Genomic DNA, 21,962 nt, shown 5'->3' with positions numbered 1-21,962 from the left:
TATATGTTTTATTCATTTTCATTAAAATCAAGCTTCAAAATCAGAAATTTTATAGATAACCAAACATAAAGTTGACTTATGCTCAGGAATATATTTTCAAAGTTAAAGACATACATAAGAACTTTTTATTTCTTAGTTCCTTTTATACACTCAATAAAAAGCACTTCAAAACACATTTTTCAATTTTCCGCCATACGAAAGATTACTTTTAATCGCATTCGCATAATATGATTTCGAATAAATATTTTTATTATTTTTTAATAATATATCATTTTATTCGCAATATTATTAACAAAGTACTATGTAATCGTTGTAAAGTGAATTGTTGATTAATTTTCATTTCATTTGATTGTTTACTCCCCTTCAATTTACTGATAAAATAGTATTATTATATTTAAATATTTCATACTTTAGCGGAGGGGATTTAATTATGAACAACGCAATAGATATAAAAAATTTACTTGATAACTCAACTATCGATGTTAAATTTCAACCTATTGTATCAGTAATCAGAAAATCAGTTATTGGATTAGCCGGAACTAGTATGGGGGCTGATTTATATGGTCATTTTTTTCCTGCAAATGAATTATTCGATTGTGCTGAAAAAAATGATTCTGAAATAGATTTAGATAGGTTAATTCGAAAGAATATTATCGAGAAATTCAACAATATTTGTACCGATGATGAAAAATTATTATTCATTAGCATAAATATGGCAGTAATCTCAAAGTTCGTAGGTTCCGGAATTATATTAGACCTTATAAACAAGTCTAATATCAACCCACAAAACGTAGTTCTTGAGATATTTGAAAACAACATAGATGATGTAGACATATTGCAGCAATTTATCAATTCATATAGAAGTAGGGGATTTCTTGTTGCACTAACCATCGGATCAGGTTTTGCAAATTTAGATAAGATTTCTCAAGTAGAGCCAGATATTATTAAAATAAGCGAATCTATTACAAAAGATATAGAATTGAACTTTTATAAGCAGGAAGTATTTAAATCACTAGTAAACCTATCCAAAAAAATTAGTGCACTAGTAGTTGCTGATGGCATAAATGTAGAAGGGCAGGCAATAACTTCATTAGAATTAGGCGCAGAAATGCTTCAAGGAGATTATTTTGGGGAATATAAAAATATTAAAGGTAATTTTTTGAATTCTGTTAAAGAAAAAGTTAACTATATAGCTTCTCAGTATAAAAAGCATAAAACAGAACAAATAGAATTCGAAAAATCAAATCATAAGCGCTATGATGAATGCTTAAATAACATTATAACTAGCCTTTCAACAACTAAAGAAAATGAATTCGATGATAAATTAACTGAATTTATCAATAAGTACGACTTTTTCGAATGTGCATATGTTTTAGATAACTGTGGTGTGCAAGTTAGCGATACAATTACTCGTTTTAAAACAATATTTTCTCAAAAAGCTTTTATTTTTAAGCCTGCAAAAAAAGGAACTGATCATTCTCTAAAGAAATATTATTATTTTCTAGACAACATGGGTCTAAACAAATATGTAACTGATGCGTACATTTCTTTAGCCAGCGGAAATTTATGCATAACTATTTCAGAAAAATTTAAAGGAGTCGATAACAAAAACTATATTCTATGTATAGATTTAAATCCCAATTATATTAATCTATAGAAAACAAAAATATAGATAAACGCAGCCGACACTTAAAACTTATATTCAGGAATATGTTGTCAAAACTGAAGACACATATAAAAATTTTTATAGTGTTGAAGTTTGATAACATATCCTGGAGGGTAAATTAAATATCGACCGTGTTTACCTATATTTTTTATTCTTTAAATTCAGAATTACATTCTTCAAATGGAACTAGCTTTCTGTTCTTATCCTAATAAGTATAAACATAATAAATAAAGGAATACATAGATAATTTTTAATAAAATAGGAAACATTTAAATTTGTCATTTTTTATATTTTTCACTATAACATTGAAATTACATAAGCTGTAAAAAGTTCAAAAAGTTCAATTAAGTTTTTTGGATTTTTGCCTGAAATCTCTTGAATCTTTTCCAATCTATAATTCAACGTATTTCTATGTATATGAAGCACTTCAGAAGTTTTATTTGCTTCTCCATTGTTATAAACATAAGCCGCTAGGGTATCTAAAAGCTCTGACTGCTTTCCTTCACTCTTCAACTTTTTAATTATGTCATCTAATTTGAAATCTCGCTTAAAATTAGCAAGCATAGAAACGAAACGCAAATCTTCATATAAATAAATATTTTTTTCACTTTCCAATTTCATTCCAATATTTAACGCTGTAAAAGCCTGTTTTACTGAGTTAGCAACAATAGATTCATTAAGTCCTATTCCTATCTTCATATTACATATAAATCTAGTCGTAAGGAATTTTTCTAATGTCTTAACAATAGGTTTATCACTACACATAAAAACTACTATACTATTAGGATTTAGCAATAAATAATATTCATTATTTTGTAGAAAACAATTTAAATAATATCTTATTTCTCCTAGACTTTCTTCTTCAAAATTTATAACTAATGCTGTATATGAAATTGTTAAATCTATTCCCAAGGAAAGTCCCCGTTCAATAAAAGATTGAGAATATTCTTCATTTGCATAAGCCAATTCATAAAGAAATTTTTCTATTTCTTGCTCTTTTATTTTCCGCTCAGTCAGAACATATTCTTGATTAATCAAAAGTTCAGCAGTAACTCTCACTAGTTCGCTGAAAGGTTTTACAACATTTGGATTTCCTGCTACTCCAATAACTCCTACTAATCTTCCACTAAAGAAAATAGGCGAACTCACTCCTTTCTTTACTCCTAAAAGAGAATCGTCATAAATTTCCACAGGTTCCTTAGCTTCAAGTACACTTTTAGATACGGAGTGAAATTTACCAATTCTTTCCTTATAACTACTTCCTATAATTATAGCTTGATCATTAGTAATTATTACTTCATAAGGTATAACTTTTATCATTTGATCTACAATTCTCTGAGCCAGCTGTTCAGATAACTTAATCATCATATACTCCTTTTTACTCTAGTTAAATATTACTTTACACAAATAATTAACGTCATACTAGATCTCAAGTTTATATCTAGTTTTATAGATATCCAACCAGAAAGTTAACTTATAAAAAATATTTATTGGTAACAGTTAACATAAATTAACTATTTTTTAGAGGACAGAGGACAATTTACATAGGACAGTGAAGGAGAATTTTTCTCCGCTGCACTACGAAAAATCTTTAATTTTAAAAAACTCCTACTTTCTTTTTTAGCAGAGCTACTTTCTGAGTATTTGAATAAGCGATGTTTTGCATTAGCAAAACACAAGCCTAAAAATAAATTAGTTTTCTGACGTAAGGAAGAAAACTCACCTTCACTGTCCTCTGTCCTTTGTCAATTGTCCTCTAGAAATATGTTCATATTTTCTAAGTATTACCAATAATTCTCATAGTATAAGTTAATTTTCAGCCGTGCAACCCTATATTAAACTATTAAATATTCTTGTAACTATTGGTGCAATCAATACTGTTATAAGTCCTGCTATCCCTATAGAAAGGCTGCTCATAGCTCCTTCAATCTCTCCAAGTTCAATAGCCTTTGACGTACCCACTGCGTGTGAAGCGGTACCAAGCGCAACTCCTATCGCTACCTCATCTTTAATATTAAGAATTTTAAAAACTACTGGTCCAATTATAGCTCCAATTATCCCAGTTGCTATAATTGCTGCTACTGTTATCGAAGGAATTCCTCCAAGTTGCTTTGAAACTTCAATTCCTATAGGAGTAGTTATTGATTTAGGTATTATTGAAAGATCTATAGACTTTGATATCCCGAATAAATGGCATAAAGTTATAATCGTTATAATTCCACCTAAAGAACCTAAAGATATACCTGTAAATATAGGTAACGCATATTCCTTCAAAAGCTTTATTTTTTTATAGAGTGGTACTGCTAACACTACAGTCGCTGGAGATAACAATAAAGAGATAAACTGACCTCCCTTATTATAATCTTCTACGCTTACGTTAAGGCACTTCATAAGCATTATTACCAATGCTATACTTATCAAAAGCGGATTTAAAATAGCTAGTTTAGTCTTTTTATTAACAATACATCCTATTTCAAAAGATACCAAAGAAATCATTATAGCAAATAATGATGTAGACACTAATTCTTTCATTTTATTCAACTCCTCTTAAATAACTGAACTGTCATACTTGTAACGGCCATAACAACAATTGTCGATAACACTATTGTAATAACTATATACTGCCAGCAGTTTTTTACAATTCCTATACTTGTAACAAGTCCAACACCTGCTGGAACAAAGAAAAATGATAAATGATCTAAAAGAAATTTACTTATATCTTCTATAAATTCAACCTTAACAATTCCTAGACATAGAGAAATTAATAGCAATATCATACCAATTACATTTCCAGGTATAGTTAAGCCTAAAATATTTTTAATCATCTCACCTAAGAAACAAAATATAAAAACTACTGATAATTCTCTTATTACTTTCATAACTAATACTCCTTTCTAAACTTCGGATAACAACAAAAGCATTTTCATCTAAAAATGCTTTAAAACTAACATTTGTTTACTTTCAGTGGATTTAGTTTATAAATAATATTGTAAACTAGTTCAAATAAATATACATTAGTCATTTGATTTATTTTTTCATACTTTTTTTGTTCATTTGAACAAATTTATTTAAAAACTAGTTTTTTTCCTATTTATTACACATAAGTAATATCAATAGATTAGAGCTACAAATCATATTCGCTTATTGAAAACCTATACATTCATAATAGGTCATTTTCCTAAAAAGCTATTACTTTCAGATTATAATTTAATGTTGAGCTTTAGATTGACAAAAAGTTTTTATCGCGCTGAAGCTTGGAAACATCTCCCGGAGCATAAATCAACTTTCGGCCGTGGTTATCTATATGCGGTACAACAGCCCCATTCTTAAGTTGTTAGTCTGTCTTTTCTAGTACATAGTACCAAGGTTGCATTCCTGCTTCTGTATAATCTCCACTCTTCCATTCATAGAACATATAAGTTGACCCATTTATTTCTTTAATTATATATTTACTAGCAGTCTTATTATTTTTATCAATAACAAGATCCTTTGTCCATGTTAGATTTACATTATAAGTTTCTCCATCCTTAGCAACACATAAGCTTACATTTCCACCTTTAGAGAAATTTAAGTTGTCTACAAATAGATCTGTCTGCCATGATTGAATCCCAGGTCTAAAGTCGTTAGCATTTTTCACAAAATCAACGCTTTTCCATTTCCCAATTACTTGTGAATCATCTATAAATGAATAATCAACTTTATCAATTCTTGTATTTCCAACCTCTTTACCTAACATATTAATCGTAAGTGACGGTGTTGAACTTATTTTTTTCATTACATAATAACTTGGTTTTCTTCCCCACAGTGTATAATCTCCACTTTTCCATTCAAAAAACATATAGGTCGAACCTTCTATTTCTTTGATTACGTATTTGCTGGCAGTTTTATCGCTTTCATTTAAAAAAAGACCTTTGGTCCATGTAAATGCAGTTTTAGATACTTTTCCATCCTGCAAAACATTTAACTCTCTAACATATAAATTTCCCTTGAAGCTTTTAGAATCAACTTTAAAATCATTAATTTCATTGACAAAGTCCACACTTTGCCATCTTCCAATTATCTGATCATCATTTACAAAAGGATAATCTATTTTATCTTGATGCATGGAAATCTTAGATGCTATTTGCTTTTTTATTGATGAAGCTTTTGCATCTGTTAGTACAGAACATCCTAATACCAGTATTGTAGCCATTGCCATTGCAGAAAGCTTATAAGATTTTTTATTAAACAACTTTATCATAATAATTCTCCTTTTCATTTTAGATTTGTTGCTGACCAATGATGCCATTCCAGGAAGTCTAGTATGAGTTGAGAGCTTTTCGGCAAGAGTGAGAATTGTTAGACCGTATGCTTTTGTCTCGTCGTCATTTATATATGACAATGCAAGAGAATCACAAGATATTTCCATATCCTCACACATTTTGACAAGACCATATTGAATAGTTGGATTAAACCAATGTAAAGTACGTAATATAAGTATAATCCAATTAGTGACTACATCGCCTCTTTTTAAATGGGCTAATTCATGAATAAATATATAGTTGAGCTTGTCAATTGGTACTATTTCCTCAATATTTTTAGGAAGAAGTATTATAGGTCGTATAAATCCTATAAGTGAGGGGCTTATAACTCTTTCTGTTTGAACCAACTTAATATTTCCAGTAATATTCATTTTATTTTTGCAATTTTCTAGTACATTGCTTATTTCGCCGTCACACATATAGTAACCCTTTTTAATTTTATTGTGAAAATGTATATAGATTGACATTTTATATATACTTATTCCCAGTACTCCAATTATCCATATAAGAGAAAAAATAAAATTTATACTTTGATCTAAAGGTGTAGTTTTAGCTATATAACTGAAACTTGTTAAACCAGCGCCTCTAAAGGTATCTTTGTCATCATATACACCATACGCAGAGTTAACTCTCGCCCCAGTACTTATAATTCTTGTATTTTGAATATTTTTGTTCGCAACTATTATTGGAGGCATTTGATTTACTTTTGGTATATAGTTAAATATACTAATTGAGCTTGTTGGAAGCTGTGGTACTATTAAACGCAATACCACAACAAACCAAATTATATATTGAAATTTTGCTCCAAATATGTTTCTATGCAAATTTCGAATAATAATAATTAAAACCACCAATATACTTGCAGCAACTGACAATTGAACTATCCAATTAAACAGAATATAGTTATAGAAAAACAACCTTAACATCCATTCTACTTCCTCTCATCTAGAATGCGTTTTAATTCTTCAATATCATCCTTTGACAAATTACTTTCTTTTATAAAACTTACAAGCATTTTCTTTATTGCCCCATCATATACCCGACTTAAAAAAGATTGATTTGCATCTTTTATACATTCACTTTCTTCCATTAATGGATAATAGATGTATTTTCTTCCTTCTTCCTTATAACCAAGTACATTCTTTCCAACTAATCTACTAATTAAAGTCTTTACTGTTTTAGGCTTCCACTCTGTGTTATTCTCAATGACTTCAATTATTTGGCTTGAAGTACACATTTTTTTCGACCACACCACCTTCATAATTTCCCATTCTGCTTCTGATATTTTAGGGCCCTTTTTCATGAAATTACCTCCTTTGGATTACATTTGTTAACACTTTCAAGTATACAATTGTAATCCTAAACTGTCAATAAAATGACTTTAAGGTATCTTAAGATAATTTTTTCATTTTTTGACTATAATCTTTCTATTTGTAACTATTTCATCAACAACTACTAAATTTTATTCTATTAACTAATTTCACTAAAGGAAAGTTTATATTTTAAAATATAAACTTTTAAAATATAACAAATTTTGCTATAATATACTCATATATTAAATGCTATTAAACAAATAATTAAAGGGGGATAAAGATTTGAATATGCTAGATTCTATGTTAAATATCTCCTCAATTTTTGAGGAGATATTTCAGGATGAAGATGTAATGCTAGTTATATCTAATTTAGACAAAATAATATATTATAAGCCTGGAAAAACAGTTAATGCCGGACATGAAGGATTAGCTTTGCATCCTGGCGATGGTTTATATGAAGCTATTAAAACAAGAAAAACTCAAAGAGTTATTGTTCCAAAAGAGTTATTAGGGGTTCCATTTAAAGCTATTACAGTACCTTTATTTGGTGATAACAGCCAAATTGTGGGAGCGGTAGGAGTAGGTTGGAGTTTAGAGACTAAAATAAGGATGTTCGAACAGCTAAATAATGTGGTCGAAAGTCTATCTGCTTATATTGAAAATATGACAATTGGAATTACTGATATGACTACAAATGCACAAAATATTGCTACTTCACAAGAAGATATAGTATCTTCTGCTCAAGTAGCAAGAAAAAATGTAGATGAAACTTCTAAAATTGCAGATCTTATAAGAAATATAGCAAATCAGACTAACCTTTTAGGACTTAATGCTGCAATAGAGGCCGCAAGAGCTGGCCAAGAAGGCAAAGGATTCCAAGTTGTAGCAGGAGAAATACGAAAGCTTGCTATAAACAGCAAAAATGCTGTAAATCAAGTAGAGCACGGACTTAAATCCATGCAGGAATCTATAAATCTTATAATGAATATGATAGATCAAAATTCCTCAAGTACCCAATCGCAAGCTGCTGCTTCCGAACAATTAAGCGCTTCTATACAGGAACTTAAATCATTATCTGATATTTTATTAAAAGTTACCAAAGATTTGGAAATCAAATGATTTATGCTAATTACAGTTAAAACGCTGATAACTTTATTGTCAGTACAGGGTTCACGATGTATATAGTGGCTGTTGCATTTAGGTGAATATAACCAAAAATAGAATTCTTTTCAAATGCAACAACCCCTCTTTTATTCTCATGTTTTTAACAAATTAGTATCTTATCTTTATATTTTAAATTTAAAAATATATGTATTTCTAGGCCGTCCTTTAAATTTCTCTTGTGTTATTACTACAAGAACTCTTATAATGATACATATAAATACAATTTGTTTTAACAAGAGGATGTGAGCTTAATGGATTCATTAGAAAAATTTGTTACTGGAGAACTTGCGAAAAAGATTTTTGCAGTGTTTCTTCTAGTCATTCTATTTTACTCTATAAAGAGTATGATTACGCTAATACTGCTAACCTTTGTCCTTTCCTTTCTTTTTTATAAAGCAGTAAATTTTGTATATAAATCTATACATAAAGTCCTTCCCGTTAAAAAGAAGGCTATTATAATATTTATTTACTCATTAATGTTTTTGGGAATATCCTATTTATTTTATAATTACGTACCTGTTGTCATTAAACAGTTATATTTTTTAAGAAATCAGCTGGTAGACTTTAATCTCAATAACTATAAGGATATTTTAAATAATAAAATTATAGTACTAATAAAGCAAACAAATATTAGCGGATATATAAGTCGGAGCAGCGGCCTAATTTTAAAATGGGTTATTAAAATAGAGCAATTAAGTATAGATGTTTTCCTTTCTTTTATATTAAGCTTACTATTTATACTTGAGCAAGATGAACTAATTAAATTTGGAAGAAAAATTGAAACAAGTAGAATATCCTATATTTATAGATATTATAAGTATCTTGCTAAGAAGTTTTTAAGCTCCTTTGGAAAAATAATGGAAATACAGGCTATTCTTTCTTTAATAAATGCAGTCTTGGCTTCTATAGGATTTTTATTTTTTGGTTTTGATAATATTCTCGGCTTAGGTACTATGCTGTTTATATTAGGATTGATACCTGTAGCAGGTTTGATTATAGCTCTTATCCCTCTAGTAATGATAGCCTTTACTCTAGGTGGAATAACAAAAGTTATTGATGCATTGCTTATATTAGCCGTTTTACATATTCTGGAGGCATATATAATAAAACCTAAATTAATGTCTGTTTCAGTCCATCTACCTGTATTTTTTGTGTTTTTAATTTTAATTTTCTCAGAACACTATATGGGAGTATGGGGATTAATCCTTGGTATACCTTTATTTGTATTTTTACTAGATATATTACAAATCCCAGAAAATTAGTTATACTTGCAAGAGAGGCTGTTGAACTATAGATACTCACTGCCGACACTTAGCTTATGCTCCGGGATATATTGACATTCTGCAAGGCACATTAAAATACTTTTATTATAAATCTTAGCTCAGTATTTTAGGAAGACTTAGAATTATTGATATGTTTGAAACAGAAGTTTATCAATGGTTCTTAGACTTTCAAAATACTGAGCTTTAGACTTATCAATAGTATTTATTGTGCTGAGAGAATGCCAATATATACCGAGAATAAGTTAAATGTCAGTCGTGTATATAAGTGCAGCAGCCAATCTTTTCTTTTTAATATAAACGCCTTTCTTTTACTTTTATAAAAAATTTTCTAATTGGGGGAGCGCTTTGCAATTTTCCATCGTCTAATAAAGTGCCAATAAATTCCACACTGAAAATTTACTCAACTACAATAAGTCTATAAAAAGGGGGGATAACTATGACAAGTAAAAAAACATATTCTATTATTCTAACTGCATTAATTTCACTAACATTGACATCGACCGTATATGCACAAGATATAATCAAGAATTCTTCTAGTAATATAACTACTACTATAAGTGACTATAACTCTAAAATATCAAAAGACGAGGCAAAAAATAATGCAAAAAACTTTTTAAAAAATTATTTCGATATAACCATTGATGACTCAAAATATCAGGTCAATGTAAACTTTATACCTGATTATCAATCTACTAATATTAATAAAAACTATATATGGCAAATAAGTTGGAGTCTTCACAACGAGGAAAAGGATGTTACTATCAATATATCGCTTGATTATTTTACTGGTAAAGTTATTAGTTTTGATAATATGACTTCTCTACATGGACAATCTACTGGAATTTCAAATATAACAGAAGATCAGGCCAAAGAAATATCAAAAAGTTTCTTAAGAAAAGTAAACCCAGAAGAGTTTTCTCAATGTAAATTATCTAGTAATAATAATATGTCCTATGGCTGGAAAGAAGACCCAACCTCTTATAACTTTAATTACTATAGAACCATAAATAGCATTCCTTTTATGGATAATTATTTAAATACAAGCGTTGATGGTGTTACAGGAAAAATTCGTTCCTATAATTTTAGATGGAATCAAATTCAACCACCTTCTCAGGATGGTACCATATCAGAAGAAAAAGCAGCACAGATATTTAAGGATAATATAAACTTAGAACTTAAATATATACCTTATAGAAATGAATATAAATATGATACCGAAAACAAAACTATAAAGCTTGCATATGTACCTGATACATCAAAAGGAATCAATGTTGATGCAAAAGAAGGCAAAATGTTAGATTATGACAATTCTACTCTCTCCGATAGAACAGTACTAGACTTAAATGAAGATCAAAAAAAATTGTTTTTAGCAAACTATACGCCATCAAAAAAATTAAATAAAGAATTAGACAGTACTTCTGCAGAACCCATAATGAAATCTATAATTAAAGATATATATGGCGATAACTACGACATTGAATCAACAAATTATCAAGAAGATCGTGATATATACGGAACTTCTCTTACTTGTTGGTCGGGTCAGTTTGTAAAAAAGACTTCAAATAGTGACTTTAGAGAAGAAGGTCAGATAACTATAGATTCCTTAACAGGTCAGCTTGTATCAATAAGTAAATTTAGCCCCATGGATAAATTTAACATAGGCAACAATAATTCCAAAACAAAGCTTACTTGGGAACAAGCATATGGCAAGTCTATAGAAATACTAAAAAAATACTTTCCAGACAAAGTTAAAGATATAAATACTAAACAAACACATATTGATCATTCAGTGTATTATAATAATATCCCACATCTAGACACATTTTATGATTTTAATTTTAATAGATTAATTAATGGAATATGCTACCCTGATAATACTATTAATATTAATTTCAATTCAATAACAGGCGATATAAGTAACATAAACAGCAGATGGACTCAAAACTTAAATGTACCTTCACCTAACAACATTATAAATAAAAATGATGCACAAAATATATTCTTTATCACGTATAAGCCTCAGCTTCAATATACACTTTTTAGTGAAAGTAAAGATCCAATAAAATCAGATATAGGCGTTAAATTGATATATAGCTTATTAAATGATACGCAATATAAACAACTTAATGGTGTAGAAGCCTTTAAAGGCAATTTCATAGATTACAGCGGGAGAGAACTTGATAATAATATAGAATCCTTCAAAGAAAAAATTAAAGGAAGCCCAGTAGAAAAAGAACTTAGCATTTTAGCATCATTAGGAGTAATCGATACTAAGAATTTTGATTTAAATAAAAAAATAACTAGGACTGAATTAATAAAAGCACTAGTTAATGCAAAAGGTTATAAACCTTATGTATTAGACAGTGCACCAAGCCTTAAGATGAGTTATAATGGATCAAAGGAAGATGAAACATATAAATATCTTCAAATGGCAGTTTCATACGGAGTACTTGATAACTCTGGAGATTTTAAAGGTGATGAGCTTGTTACAAGAGAAGAAATGATTAAAGATATAGTTAAGCTTTTAGGCTATGATAAACTCGCTCAAGCAAAAGGAATATTTCTTCTTTCTTATAGTGATACGAACGATATCTCTTCAGATAACTTGGGATATATAGCTATATCTAAAGGTCTTGGACTTACAAATGACATTGATAATATGTTCAGACCAAAGGATTCAGTTACAATGTCTGACTTATCCGTTAGTATATACAAGGCTCTGAACAGCTTAAGAAGTAATGGATATTAACAAGTGGCTGTCGCACTTAGGCAAGTACGACAGCCACTATCTATATTTTAATATTACTTGCTAATTCATTCATTTGTTGAGTCATTGATAAAACTTCCTCCACGCTAGCATTTATTTCTTCAATAGCCGCAGTTTGATTTTCTGTAGTATTAAAAGCATCATTTGATACTTCAAGTGTTTTACTTACAGAACTCTGAATATTAGTTGTAAGCTCCATAATCTTAAGTACTGTTTGCTTTGAATTATCTGAAAGTTTTCGTATTTCTTTTGATACAACACCAAATCCTCTACCTAATTCACCAGCTCTTGCAGCTTCAATTGCAGCATTTAATCCTAACATTTTAGTTTGATCAGCTATTCGCTTTATGAAGTCCAGAATTTCATGAATTTCAACAGAATTCCTTTGAACATTTTGAATCTCATCATTTAAGGAATGTTGATTTTCTGAAGATTTAATTGATACTGAAGCAAGTTCTTCCATTGAACTAGATATTTGTCCTAAGCTATCATTAATAGTCTTAGACATATTTTTCAATTTATATTGTTCATATCCAAGTTTAGATAAGGTGTTCGCAACCATGTATAAAACTTCTGCTGCGGCTTCCACTCTTTCTCTTTCCACAATACTAATCTTTCTTAAGGCTTGTACGTATTTCTCTTCTTCTATATCTATTTCCTTCGCTATTTGTCTAAACTTATTTTCATCTGGTGGTGAAGTTATTACTTGTCCACCTAATATAGTTCCAATTTGCCTTTCACCTAACAAAATTGGAGCTGCAAAGTCCGTTAATCCTGCATGACAGGAGTAAATAGCGGGTCTTTTACTTTTTGTTGATGTTTCCCCACCCTTTCGATCACATTCAATACATCTGCTGTTACCAATACTACTTGCTCTTGTCAAATCCATACAAAAATTAGTAAAACAACTCGGTTTAGTGACTGGTATGCCATCAATATTTACAGTAATGCTCGCCATTCCCATACTTTTTGCAAAATTATCTTGGAATCCTTGTAAAAATTTCAAATCTATTATATCTTCCAATTTCAAATCTTGCATACTTTTATCTTTTATATCATCTGTAGATATACTATTTTCTTCTGGCATAAACTTTCACCTCTTTTTCTTCGTAAAGGTTTTATTGTGTAATATTTTAGCAAATTTTAATTTAATTCGCAATATTTTTCAGAAAAATCGCAATATTAAATCAAAATTTGTTATTTTAATTTGAAAAAATCATTAAAACAGACTAAATATACTAAAATACCTGTTTTATTCCTATTATGATTAAAATAATTCCCGATATTATAATTGCCTTGTTTCCAATCTTATATCTATTTAGAAGTACAGCTAAATAATTTCCTGACCAAAGAGCAATAAAACTTAATGCTGCAGAAAATGCTCCTATAAAATATGAATTTAATCCAATAATTCCAGCACTTAAGCTTCCTCCTATATTATTTATTGAAAGAGCAATTGCAAGAAAGGTTGCTTCTTTAAAGTCAATGTCCTTTGAATTATCTATATCCGCACTCTCGGGATTCTCTAGTATGTTACAAATTAAATTTTTATTTTTAACTGCATCATTTTTAATTTCCTTTACTTTGGAAAAAGGCTCCAAAACAATCCAAAATCCTATTGTCGTAAGTATAATCATACTTAGTATAGCTCCTACACGCCTACTTAGTATTGATGATATAAATGTTCCTGAAAGAGCTGATAACGAGGAAATAATAAAAGTAATAATAGAAATCCATAGATTTTTTAAAATATCTATTTTTATTCCGCGTATGCTATAGGCAATTCTGACACCAATATTATCAACATTATTTGCTAAAGCTATTAGAAAGACATAAAAAAGATGCATGATTGATATCCTCCTAGAGTACTTAACAATCAACTTTTGTGTATATTTACTGAGAAATAATAAAATGCAGCTTTGTTACAATCTATATTTCAATAGAGCATTATAACAAAGCTTAATAAATATTTTATTATTGTAGAACATTCTAGCTCTTTATTAAAATACTGCCTCTTAAAATCCAAAGCTTTCTATAAGAATTTTATACTGATTCACTCTCATTTATTTTTGCATTTACTACACCTGGAAGATAGGGTGCAACTAATTTTTCATATATGCCTCCACCTATAAGTCCACCTATAATTGGTGCAAATAATGGTACAATAAGTCCATATCCATTAGGTCCAAGCACTGATGTTCCCCACCCTGCCATCATACAGAATAATCTTGGACCAAAATCACGAGCAAAATTCATCGAGAAGCCAGTTAAAGGTCCGAAAGAAACACCTATAAATGCTACTGTTAAACCTATCGCTAAAGCTGGAAATCCTGCTTTAGGACAGCTTTCGTTTCTTCCATCTGATACTGCAAATATAACTAGTACTAAAAATGCAGTAATACATACCTCTACCATGAAAGCATTAAACATTGTTAAACCTGACTTTGGAAAGGTTGTAAATATTCCAGCTGTTGCCCAACCTGCATTTGATGCTCTTACAATATTCTTACTACTTTCAAAAGTTGTAATAACTTTTCCGTATAATCCATAAGTTAGTGCTGCTGCCAAAAAAGCTCCTATTATTTGAGATATAATATATGGAACTACCTTCTTTTTATCAAAGCCTTTCCACGCTGCAAGAGCTATTGTAACTGATGGGTTTAAATGTGCTCCTGAAACAAGTCCAACTATAAATACTGCAATAGTTATTGCCAGTCCCCAACATATAGATAAATTCCAATAAGTTATATTTGTCCCTGCTGCAACTAATGAAGCAACAGTCCCTGTCCCTATAAACATGAAAATAAATGTACCTATAACTTCACCCAAGCACTCACCAAACATATTATTTTTCATATAATCCTCTCCTTATAAGCTTTTAATTTTATAGTAAATGTTGAAGTAATTCTTTATTTGGAGCAGATATTACAGCTTTATTTACTAGCATTCCATTTTCAATTGCTGTATTTGCTCCTACTGTTACAGCATTTTTAACTGCACTTACATCTCCTGTAAGCGTTATAAAAGCCTTTCCACCAATTCCAACACCTAATCTAACTTCTATTAGCTCAACATCAGCTGACTTTGCAGCAGCATCAGCGGCAATGATAGCAGATGCTATACTGAAAAATTCTAATACACCTAAATCCCTTAATCTTTCAACATTGCTTGCTGCATTAATTGCTGGAATTACCTGTGGATGTACATTAGGTAATAGTAATTTATTGACTATATACTCTGCTCCTATGGCTTCACCATGCTTAATTGCTGCTTGTACAGCACCTACGTTACCTGTAACTAAAACAACATATTTTCCTGGGCAGACAGTCTTGGCCAAAAGTAAATTTACCTCCGCAGATTTAAGCATCTCATCTGCAACTTCAATTCCTCTTGCTATACTATTTAATTCTATCATTCCTATAGTTCTTATCATTTTATCACCTCAGCTTAAATAGCTTTTATTACTATGCTATCGCTTATTTCAGAAACTACACCGCTAATGCTAGCATGCACATTAGATCCCATTTTTCCTTCTTCTACCATTCCTATAAGTTGTCCTTGCTCTACCACATCATTGACTTTAACAATTGGACTTGCTTCAGCACCTATTCCCTGTCTTAAAGGAATTCTCACCTCAGCAGGCTTCACTTCCTCTTCTTCTTGAAGTCTCTGTCTTTTATATTTGCTTAATCCTAATCTTGCTACTAGCCTATCCGTAGGAACTTTTCTATATTCTCTAAACACATTAGCTGAAACCGCATTATTTACGTTCTGCCACTTCACTCCTCTATCTCTCAATTTTCCCTTCAAGTAAACATTTATGCGCTTAGGAGACAATCCCATAGGACATGCATATAATTCACATACTCCACATTCACAACATATTAATGCTTGCTTTGTTGCCTCATTATCTAATTGTTCTAAAGCAATATTTCTCATTATTTTATGTGGATTCAACGGATGTCCAATTAAGTTTCTCGGACACATATCAGTACAAAAATGGCACTGTATACAAGCAGATTTCGCTTGATTTTTCATGTGCTCAATAGTCATATTTTCTTTTTGAGCTAAGTAATGATCTTTCGGAATTGCAATAATTCCTCCATCAGTTTTTTTAATAACTCTAGTATCAATATCCTCTTTTTTCATCTTTCTTCCCATCATTGGACCACCCATTATTATCATGTAATCCTTAATTGTAGTTCCACCGCACTTTTCCAAACATTCTTTAACAGTTGTACCTATAGGCACCTTAAGAATTGAAGGTATATTTACCTCGCCTATAACTGTAACAAATTTATAAGTAACTGACTTATTGTGCATAGCTTCGAAAACATTAAATACAGTACCAGAATTAGAAACTACAGCACCTACATTTAATGGAATCCCTCCTGGAGGTATTGTCTTACCTGTTATTTCATATACTAGTATCTGCTCATCGCCAGCTGGATAAAAAGCTCTACTTAAATGAAGTTTAACTTTAGAATTAAATTTTAATATAGAATTCTTTAGAGCCTTTATTTCCTCTTCATACTCTTCCTTTAATCCTATTACTACGTGCTGAGCTCCAATTGCCTTACCTATTTCTTCTGTTGCCTGCAATATTTCATCACTGTAATTTCTCATCATAAATTTATCTGATGCAAGTAGTGGCTCACATTCTAAGCCATTTACTATAAAATATTCAACCTTGCAATTTAACTTAACATGAGTAGGAAATCCAGCTCCACCTGCTCCTATAATCCCAGCTTCTCGAATTTTTTCAAGTAAATCCACGATTACACCTCCCCTTCTTTTAGTTGAGAATTATGGCTAAAGTATATTTATTGGTAATAGTTGGCATAAGTTAAATATTTTTAGAGGACAGAGGACAATTGACAGAGGACAGTGAAGGAGGATTTTTCTCCGCTGCACTACAAAAAATCTTTAATTTATATGGACTAGCGATGTTTTGCATAGCAAAACAAGCCTAAAAAATAAATTAGTTTTCTGACGTAAGGAAGAAAACTCTCCTTCACTGTCCTCTGTCCTCTGTCAATTGTCCTCTAAAAACCTTATGTTATACTATTCTAAATGATTCCACCATGCTGCATCTTCTTATTCTTGTGAAAGAAATTGCATTTGTTAATCCTTCTCCAGTAGGTCCAGCTATAGTAAAGGTTGTGTGTCCTTCACCACCGAAGCCTATTCCAGCATAAGATGGTGCATTTTTTACAAATATTGTAGTGTCTATCGCTCTAGCCATTTTAGTTAAATTATCTATGTTCTTAGAATGCATCATAGCAGTATGCCTATTTCCATGTTCATCCTGAGCAGCAAATTTCAATGCTTCTTCAAAGTCTTTTGCTTTAACTATAGGAAGTATAGGCATCATAAGTTCTTCTTGAACAAAAGGGTGACTATTCTCAGTTCTGTAAATTAAGCACTCGATTCCTTCAATATTTGTTTTTCCTATATTCTGCAATAAATATTTAGCATCTTTTCCTACAAATTGTTTATTTACGGAGTAAGTATTTTTTCCTTTATTATAAGTTAAAACTACTTTTACCATTTGCTCTGCTTCTTCATCATTCAATTCATATACTGCTCTGTTAGTTTTCATCTCTTTTATTAATTCTTCATATACACAGTCAACTACTATAGCTTCTTTTTCTGCTATACAAGGCAGATTGTTGTCAAAGCTGCAGCCTGCAATTATATCTCTTGCAGCTTTCTTTATATCCGCTGTTTCATCTACTACTACAGGAGGATTTCCTGCTCCAGCACCTATAGCTTTCTTTCCTGAAGAAAGAGCCATTTTTACTATAGCTGGTCCTCCAGTTGCAACTATCATTCTTATTTTTTCATGCTTTAACATTATATTTGTATTTTCTAAGGAAGGTTGTTTTACTGCAGTAATAAGATTATCTGGTCCTCCAGCTTCTTTTATAGCTTCATTTAATTTTCTAACCATAGTTAAAGATGCATTGAAAGCCCCTGGATGCGGTGAAAATACAACTGTGTTTCCACCAGCTAACATTCCTATACTATTGCAAGCAACTGTAGCTGCAGGGTTAGTCGATGGTGTAATTGAACCTATAACTCCAAAAGCACCATGTTCAACAAGAGTAAGTCCCTTATCTCCTGTATATGCTTCTGTTTTTAATATTTCTGTTCCCTGTGTTTTTTCTGCAGTTAACTTTAATTTTAAATATTTGTGATCAACTCTTCCCATACCTGACTCGCTAACACAAAGATTTGCTATTTCCATAGCATTATCAATTATTGCTTTTCTCATAGCAGCTATTAATTTTTCACGCTGTTCAATTGAGTATTCAGCATACTTTTTTTGTGCTTTATAAGCAGCCTCTATGGCTTCATCCATAGTATCAAATATTCCGTCGCTGACCTCTTCTTTTAATTCTCTTTGGTTCATTTCCTTTAAAACTTTTTCTATTATAAATGACAATTCACTACTACCTAATTCCATTTTCTAATACCTCCTCAAAAACTTTTACTCCGTACTTCGAAATCTGCATATCCTGCTCTACTGTACCTCCACTGACTCCTATTGCACCAACTATTTTGTTATCTATTTTTAGTGGGAATCCACCACCGAAGGTAACTATCTTTTCCATATTATTAATTCCATAAAGCTCTCCACTTGGCAGTGACAGCTCATGTAATTCATGAGTCGGAGCTTTAAGTGCCGCAGCAGTATATGCCTTTTTCATAGCTACTTCTATACTTGCTAAAAGAGAATCATCCATTCGTTCAAGCATTACAATATTTCCATTAAAATCTGATATGCATATAACCATAGAAATTCCTATTTCATAGGATTTTTGTATACACTTTTGAGTTATATACTCAGCTGTTTGACTATTAATCACTTTTTGGCTGTTTGTTTGTGCTGAAAATTGATTTATTTCATGATTATCTTCTCTAAATCTTCTTATATTTTCTTCTGTTTTCTTCATTATGTCTTTGTAATCAAAATACCTTGCTATGGCGTAGAGAGCATCAGATAATCTATTAATATATTTGATCAGATTATCACTAATTTCATAAGAATTTTTAAGTTCTGCTGCATATCTTTCAGCCCTTCTTATGTCTGTTCTTGCTACATCAAGATGTGCTGATTCTATAGTTCCGCCAGGTACTATAAATCCATTTTGTGAAGGCTTAAGTTCATCTAGTTTATCGATGGTATCTTCAAGAAATGTTATATCTTCATCCTTTATTCTTGCTTTATAATGACTTGTTCCCACTGAGGCAAGTTCAGCGCCAACTTCGAAGAGAATTTTTTGAATTTTTAAAACTTTTTCCGATAAATCATTTTCTTTAATGTAAACTCTTGCAACACCAATAGATGAATTAGCTTCATCTATTGTCCCATAAGCCCACACTCTTAGATCATATTTTTCTGTTCTCTCTCCTCCTACAAGACTAGTGCTTCCCTTATCTCCGGTTTTGGTGTATATTTTCATTCTATCACCACCTACTATTCTCGATCCCATTCAATAGAATCAACAATTCCTATAATTGAAGCATCTGCTGGTATAATTTTTTCTGAAGTATCCGTATACCTTGCTCCACTTCCTGTAACTACAATTACAGTTTCATCAATTCCTGCTCCCACAGTATCAATAGTAACTAAAGGTTCACCAATTACCTTTTCGTTCTCATCTATTTTCTTAACTATTAACAGTTTACTTCCAATGAACTTTGGATCCTTTTGTGTTGATACAACTTTTCCAACTACCTTTGCCAAAAACATATCTATACCCCTTCACTTTCATTAACAATATTTAACAACTAACTTGTTATTGTATATATAATCTTTCGCCATAGGAGTTATTAAAGAGCCTTGCTTAATATATATTTCTTTAGAGTTTCTTGCAGCTGTCATTAAATCCTCTGTCGTTAAAACTCCTGATAAAATTTTCTTACTTTCAGTCACATTGCTGACTGAAGCATTAAAATTTTTGACTTCTTCAACAGGTTCTTTAATATTATTTTCTTGTTTCACAACGGTTTGTCCTATTGAAACACTTTGGTTAATATTGCTTCCTATACCAAACTTGCCGGTTATAGCTTGTTTTAATTCACAAGCATTTATAAATTTCATTCCAAAATTAGTTAAGCTATCCTCATAACCTAATATTAATTTGTTGTATGCTTGATTTTTACTAAAGCCTAAAGATATATTTTTATCATTCTGAGGATCAAAACTGTCTCTAACAGCAATTATCTCTTTATTCATCATAAGTGCTTCAGCTATTCCAACGGTGATCAAGTTATCCTGAAGGCCAGTAGCACATTTAGCTAAAGTATTTCTTGTCATTACTGGTACTAATATAAACTCATCTTCTCTTATCGCTTTAGTCATTTCAACTTTGCAATCTATTATTTTGTAATTTAAATTAGAAATATATTGTTCCGGTATAACCTTCTTCGCAGCTTCTGTTATTACTATGTCATACTGAAGCATTTTCATAGAAGCTAAAGTATCAAATATTCCTTTTAAATTTACCGCACCGCCAGATATGAATATAACTACCCTCTTGTTCATCATTGCTACTAACTGAGTAACTATAGTTTTTAATAAATCTTCAATATCCACTTACTCACCTCGCTTACTTGACATCATTCATAGCTATGCCTATAGGTGTTACTAATAACGGATTATATGGCTTTATTGTCTTAATATTTGTATATTTCTCAACTACCTTTTCTATATCTTTAAGGCAACAGGTTCCTCCTACAAGATAAATAGTCGTAACATCATAACCTTTAATATGTTGTAGGATTATATTGGCCATCTTTTCAACTACTGGTCTAACTAAAGGAAATACAGTATTATAGTTTTTAGAATCCACTTTAAATTTTTCAGCATCTTCATATTCCATTTGTAAACTGCCTGCAACAACCAAACTCAAGTGATGTCCTCCTGTAGGTTCATCTGCAGTATAAACAACTTCGCCATCTTTTAATATGGATATTCCAGTTGTACCGCCACCTATATCCACCACTGCACCATCCTTTATATGTAAAACATCAGATGCTGCAGTAGGCTCATCAATTACATTAGTTACATTAAAATCCGCTGCCTCAACTACATTTTGAATAATTTTTATATTCCCTTTGCTTATTCCTGGTGGTATAGCGGTAGCAGCATAGTCGAGACTTCTATTTAAAGTTTTTTCCAATCTACCTTTTAATTCTCTAACTATATTTACTGCCTTTAAGTATTCAACTACTATTCCATCTTTAACAACACTGGCTGGATAAACTTCTCCAGCTACTGGTTTATTATTTTTATCTAATACTGTTATAACAATATTGCATGTACCTAAATCTACTCCAACTTTAAGTTCTTCCTTTTCGTCTATTTCCTTTGGATTTAAAATAGTTTCTTCCATTTCTTTAATAAAGGTACTGGACTTATCCAATATATTTTCTGGACAAGAATTTTCTGACATACAC

At 30.7% G+C, this 21,962-nt stretch carries 19 protein-coding genes; 4 read left to right on the top strand and 15 right to left on the bottom strand.

Annotated features, from left to right (window positions below; all coding sequences use genetic code 11):
• The first annotated feature begins 430 nt into the window (after nucleotides 1-430).
• The gene (locus tag I6U48_RS18090) at nucleotides 431-1,657 is read left to right on the top strand and encodes an EAL domain-containing protein (RefSeq protein WP_218321872.1); all 1,227 of its coding nucleotides are present in this window, start codon (nucleotides 431-433) and stop codon (nucleotides 1,655-1,657) included.
• A 306-nt stretch (nucleotides 1,658-1,963) separates the two neighbouring features.
• On the opposite strand, the gene I6U48_RS18085 is transcribed toward I6U48_RS18090, so the two are convergent.
• From I6U48_RS18085 to I6U48_RS18065, 5 genes are all read right to left on the bottom strand, one after another.
• Nucleotides 1,964-3,031, bottom strand: coding sequence for a CdaR family transcriptional regulator (locus tag I6U48_RS18085; protein ID WP_218321871.1), 1,068 nt, complete (start codon nucleotides 3,029-3,031; stop codon nucleotides 1,964-1,966).
• A gap of 465 nt (nucleotides 3,032-3,496) precedes the next feature.
• Nucleotides 3,497-4,198 carry an LrgB family protein gene (locus I6U48_RS18080; RefSeq protein ID WP_218321870.1) on the bottom strand — a complete coding sequence of 234 codons (702 nt, stop codon included), beginning with the start codon at nucleotides 4,196-4,198 and terminating at the stop codon, nucleotides 3,497-3,499.
• Between the two features lie 5 nt (nucleotides 4,199-4,203).
• On the bottom strand, nucleotides 4,204-4,545 hold the full coding sequence (locus I6U48_RS18075) for a CidA/LrgA family protein (RefSeq protein WP_218321869.1): 342 nt from the start codon (nucleotides 4,543-4,545) through the stop codon (nucleotides 4,204-4,206).
• A gap of 455 nt (nucleotides 4,546-5,000) precedes the next feature.
• A complete protein-coding gene (locus I6U48_RS18070) occupies nucleotides 5,001-6,893 on the bottom strand; it encodes a M56 family metallopeptidase (RefSeq protein WP_218321868.1) in 1,893 nt (630 codons plus the stop codon).
• A 5-nt stretch (nucleotides 6,894-6,898) separates the two neighbouring features.
• On the bottom strand, nucleotides 6,899-7,270 hold the full coding sequence (locus tag I6U48_RS18065; RefSeq protein WP_218321867.1) for a CopY/TcrY family copper transport repressor: 372 nt from the start codon (nucleotides 7,268-7,270) through the stop codon (nucleotides 6,899-6,901).
• Between the two features lie 298 nt (nucleotides 7,271-7,568).
• Between I6U48_RS18065 and I6U48_RS30155 the strand changes: the two genes are divergently transcribed.
• The 3 genes from I6U48_RS30155 (at nucleotide 7,569) to I6U48_RS18050 (ending at nucleotide 12,476) form a co-directional block, all read left to right on the top strand.
• Nucleotides 7,569-8,399, top strand: coding sequence for a methyl-accepting chemotaxis protein (locus tag I6U48_RS30155; protein WP_218321881.1), 831 nt, complete (start codon nucleotides 7,569-7,571; stop codon nucleotides 8,397-8,399).
• Between the two features lie 296 nt (nucleotides 8,400-8,695).
• Nucleotides 8,696-9,706: an AI-2E family transporter gene (locus I6U48_RS18055; RefSeq protein ID WP_218321866.1), complete on the top strand. Its 1,011-nt coding sequence runs from the start codon at nucleotides 8,696-8,698 to the stop codon at nucleotides 9,704-9,706.
• 457 nt (nucleotides 9,707-10,163) lie between these two features.
• The gene (locus I6U48_RS18050; protein WP_218321865.1) at nucleotides 10,164-12,476 is read left to right on the top strand and encodes a YcdB/YcdC domain-containing protein; all 2,313 of its coding nucleotides are present in this window, start codon (nucleotides 10,164-10,166) and stop codon (nucleotides 12,474-12,476) included.
• A gap of 40 nt (nucleotides 12,477-12,516) precedes the next feature.
• Here I6U48_RS18050 and I6U48_RS18045 read toward each other — a convergent pair whose 3' ends face one another.
• The 10 genes from I6U48_RS18045 to eutJ form a co-directional block, all read right to left on the bottom strand.
• Nucleotides 12,517-13,581 (bottom strand): PocR ligand-binding domain-containing protein, encoded by a 1,065-nt coding sequence (locus tag I6U48_RS18045; RefSeq protein WP_218321864.1) that lies wholly within the window; start codon nucleotides 13,579-13,581, stop codon nucleotides 12,517-12,519.
• Between the two features lie 151 nt (nucleotides 13,582-13,732).
• Entirely contained in the window at nucleotides 13,733-14,341 is a 609-nt protein-coding gene (locus I6U48_RS18040) for a manganese efflux pump (RefSeq protein WP_218321863.1), read from the bottom strand.
• 196 nt (nucleotides 14,342-14,537) lie between these two features.
• Entirely contained in the window at nucleotides 14,538-15,350 is an 813-nt protein-coding gene (locus tag I6U48_RS18035; RefSeq protein WP_218321862.1) for an MIP/aquaporin family protein, read from the bottom strand.
• Nucleotides 15,351-15,378: 28 nt separating this feature from the next.
• Complete coding sequence (locus I6U48_RS18030; RefSeq protein ID WP_218321861.1) at nucleotides 15,379-15,927, bottom strand: BMC domain-containing protein; 549 nt, start codon at nucleotides 15,925-15,927, stop codon at nucleotides 15,379-15,381.
• A gap of 14 nt (nucleotides 15,928-15,941) precedes the next feature.
• Nucleotides 15,942-17,270, bottom strand: a complete 1,329-nt coding sequence (locus I6U48_RS18025) for a 4Fe-4S dicluster domain-containing protein (RefSeq protein ID WP_218321860.1) — start codon at nucleotides 17,268-17,270, stop codon at nucleotides 15,942-15,944.
• Between the two features lie 283 nt (nucleotides 17,271-17,553).
• Nucleotides 17,554-18,963 (bottom strand): aldehyde dehydrogenase family protein, encoded by a 1,410-nt coding sequence (locus I6U48_RS18020; protein ID WP_218321859.1) that lies wholly within the window; start codon nucleotides 18,961-18,963, stop codon nucleotides 17,554-17,556.
• Nucleotides 18,950-19,963, bottom strand: a complete 1,014-nt coding sequence (locus tag I6U48_RS18015; protein WP_218321858.1) for a cob(I)yrinic acid a,c-diamide adenosyltransferase — start codon at nucleotides 19,961-19,963, stop codon at nucleotides 18,950-18,952. The genes I6U48_RS18020 and I6U48_RS18015 overlap by 14 nt, the downstream gene beginning before the upstream one ends.
• A gap of 14 nt (nucleotides 19,964-19,977) precedes the next feature.
• Nucleotides 19,978-20,253 (bottom strand): EutN/CcmL family microcompartment protein, encoded by a 276-nt coding sequence (locus tag I6U48_RS18010; protein ID WP_218321857.1) that lies wholly within the window; start codon nucleotides 20,251-20,253, stop codon nucleotides 19,978-19,980.
• Nucleotides 20,254-20,274: 21 nt separating this feature from the next.
• Nucleotides 20,275-21,099 (bottom strand): flavoprotein, encoded by an 825-nt coding sequence (locus I6U48_RS18005; RefSeq protein WP_218321856.1) that lies wholly within the window; start codon nucleotides 21,097-21,099, stop codon nucleotides 20,275-20,277.
• A 13-nt stretch (nucleotides 21,100-21,112) separates the two neighbouring features.
• Nucleotides 21,113-21,958, bottom strand: a complete 846-nt coding sequence (gene eutJ, locus I6U48_RS18000; RefSeq protein WP_218321855.1) for an ethanolamine utilization protein EutJ — start codon at nucleotides 21,956-21,958, stop codon at nucleotides 21,113-21,115.
• Nucleotides 21,959-21,962 lie beyond the last annotated feature (4 nt).

It is taken from the genome of Clostridium thailandense (assembly GCF_019207025.1).
In the GTDB taxonomy this organism is placed as follows: Bacteria; Bacillota; Clostridia; order Clostridiales; family Clostridiaceae; genus Clostridium_AM; species Clostridium_AM thailandense.
Note: the sequence above shows the minus strand (reverse complement) of the source record. Positions and strands in the feature narration are given on the sequence as shown.

What these genes read in the sequence shown, in the direction of transcription:
- I6U48_RS18090 (WP_218321872.1), top strand. Translation starts at nt 431, where the DNA reads ATGAACAACGCAATAGATATAAAAAATTTACTTGATAACTCAACTATC.
- I6U48_RS18085 (WP_218321871.1), bottom strand. Translation starts at nt 3,031, where the DNA reads ATGATTAAGTTATCTGAACAGCTGGCTCAGAGAATTGTAGATCAAATG.
- I6U48_RS18080 (WP_218321870.1), bottom strand. Translation starts at nt 4,198, where the DNA reads ATGAAAGAATTAGTGTCTACATCATTATTTGCTATAATGATTTCTTTG.
- I6U48_RS18075 (WP_218321869.1), bottom strand. Translation starts at nt 4,545, where the DNA reads ATGAAAGTAATAAGAGAATTATCAGTAGTTTTTATATTTTGTTTCTTA.
- I6U48_RS18070 (WP_218321868.1), bottom strand. Translation starts at nt 6,893, where the DNA reads ATGTTAAGGTTGTTTTTCTATAACTATATTCTGTTTAATTGGATAGTT.
- I6U48_RS18065 (WP_218321867.1), bottom strand. Translation starts at nt 7,270, where the DNA reads ATGAAAAAGGGCCCTAAAATATCAGAAGCAGAATGGGAAATTATGAAG.
- I6U48_RS30155 (WP_218321881.1), top strand. Translation starts at nt 7,569, where the DNA reads ATGCTAGATTCTATGTTAAATATCTCCTCAATTTTTGAGGAGATATTT.
- I6U48_RS18055 (WP_218321866.1), top strand. Translation starts at nt 8,696, where the DNA reads ATGGATTCATTAGAAAAATTTGTTACTGGAGAACTTGCGAAAAAGATT.
- I6U48_RS18050 (WP_218321865.1), top strand. Translation starts at nt 10,164, where the DNA reads ATGACAAGTAAAAAAACATATTCTATTATTCTAACTGCATTAATTTCA.
- I6U48_RS18045 (WP_218321864.1), bottom strand. Translation starts at nt 13,581, where the DNA reads ATGCCAGAAGAAAATAGTATATCTACAGATGATATAAAAGATAAAAGT.
- I6U48_RS18040 (WP_218321863.1), bottom strand. Translation starts at nt 14,341, where the DNA reads ATGCATCTTTTTTATGTCTTTCTAATAGCTTTAGCAAATAATGTTGAT.
- I6U48_RS18035 (WP_218321862.1), bottom strand. Translation starts at nt 15,350, where the DNA reads ATGAAAAATAATATGTTTGGTGAGTGCTTGGGTGAAGTTATAGGTACA.
- I6U48_RS18030 (WP_218321861.1), bottom strand. Translation starts at nt 15,927, where the DNA reads ATGATAAGAACTATAGGAATGATAGAATTAAATAGTATAGCAAGAGGA.
- I6U48_RS18020 (WP_218321859.1), bottom strand. Translation starts at nt 18,963, where the DNA reads ATGGAATTAGGTAGTAGTGAATTGTCATTTATAATAGAAAAAGTTTTA.
- I6U48_RS18015 (WP_218321858.1), bottom strand. Translation starts at nt 19,963, where the DNA reads ATGAAAATATACACCAAAACCGGAGATAAGGGAAGCACTAGTCTTGTA.
- I6U48_RS18010 (WP_218321857.1), bottom strand. Translation starts at nt 20,253, where the DNA reads ATGTTTTTGGCAAAGGTAGTTGGAAAAGTTGTATCAACACAAAAGGAT.
- eutJ (WP_218321855.1), bottom strand. Translation starts at nt 21,958, where the DNA reads ATGTCAGAAAATTCTTGTCCAGAAAATATATTGGATAAGTCCAGTACC.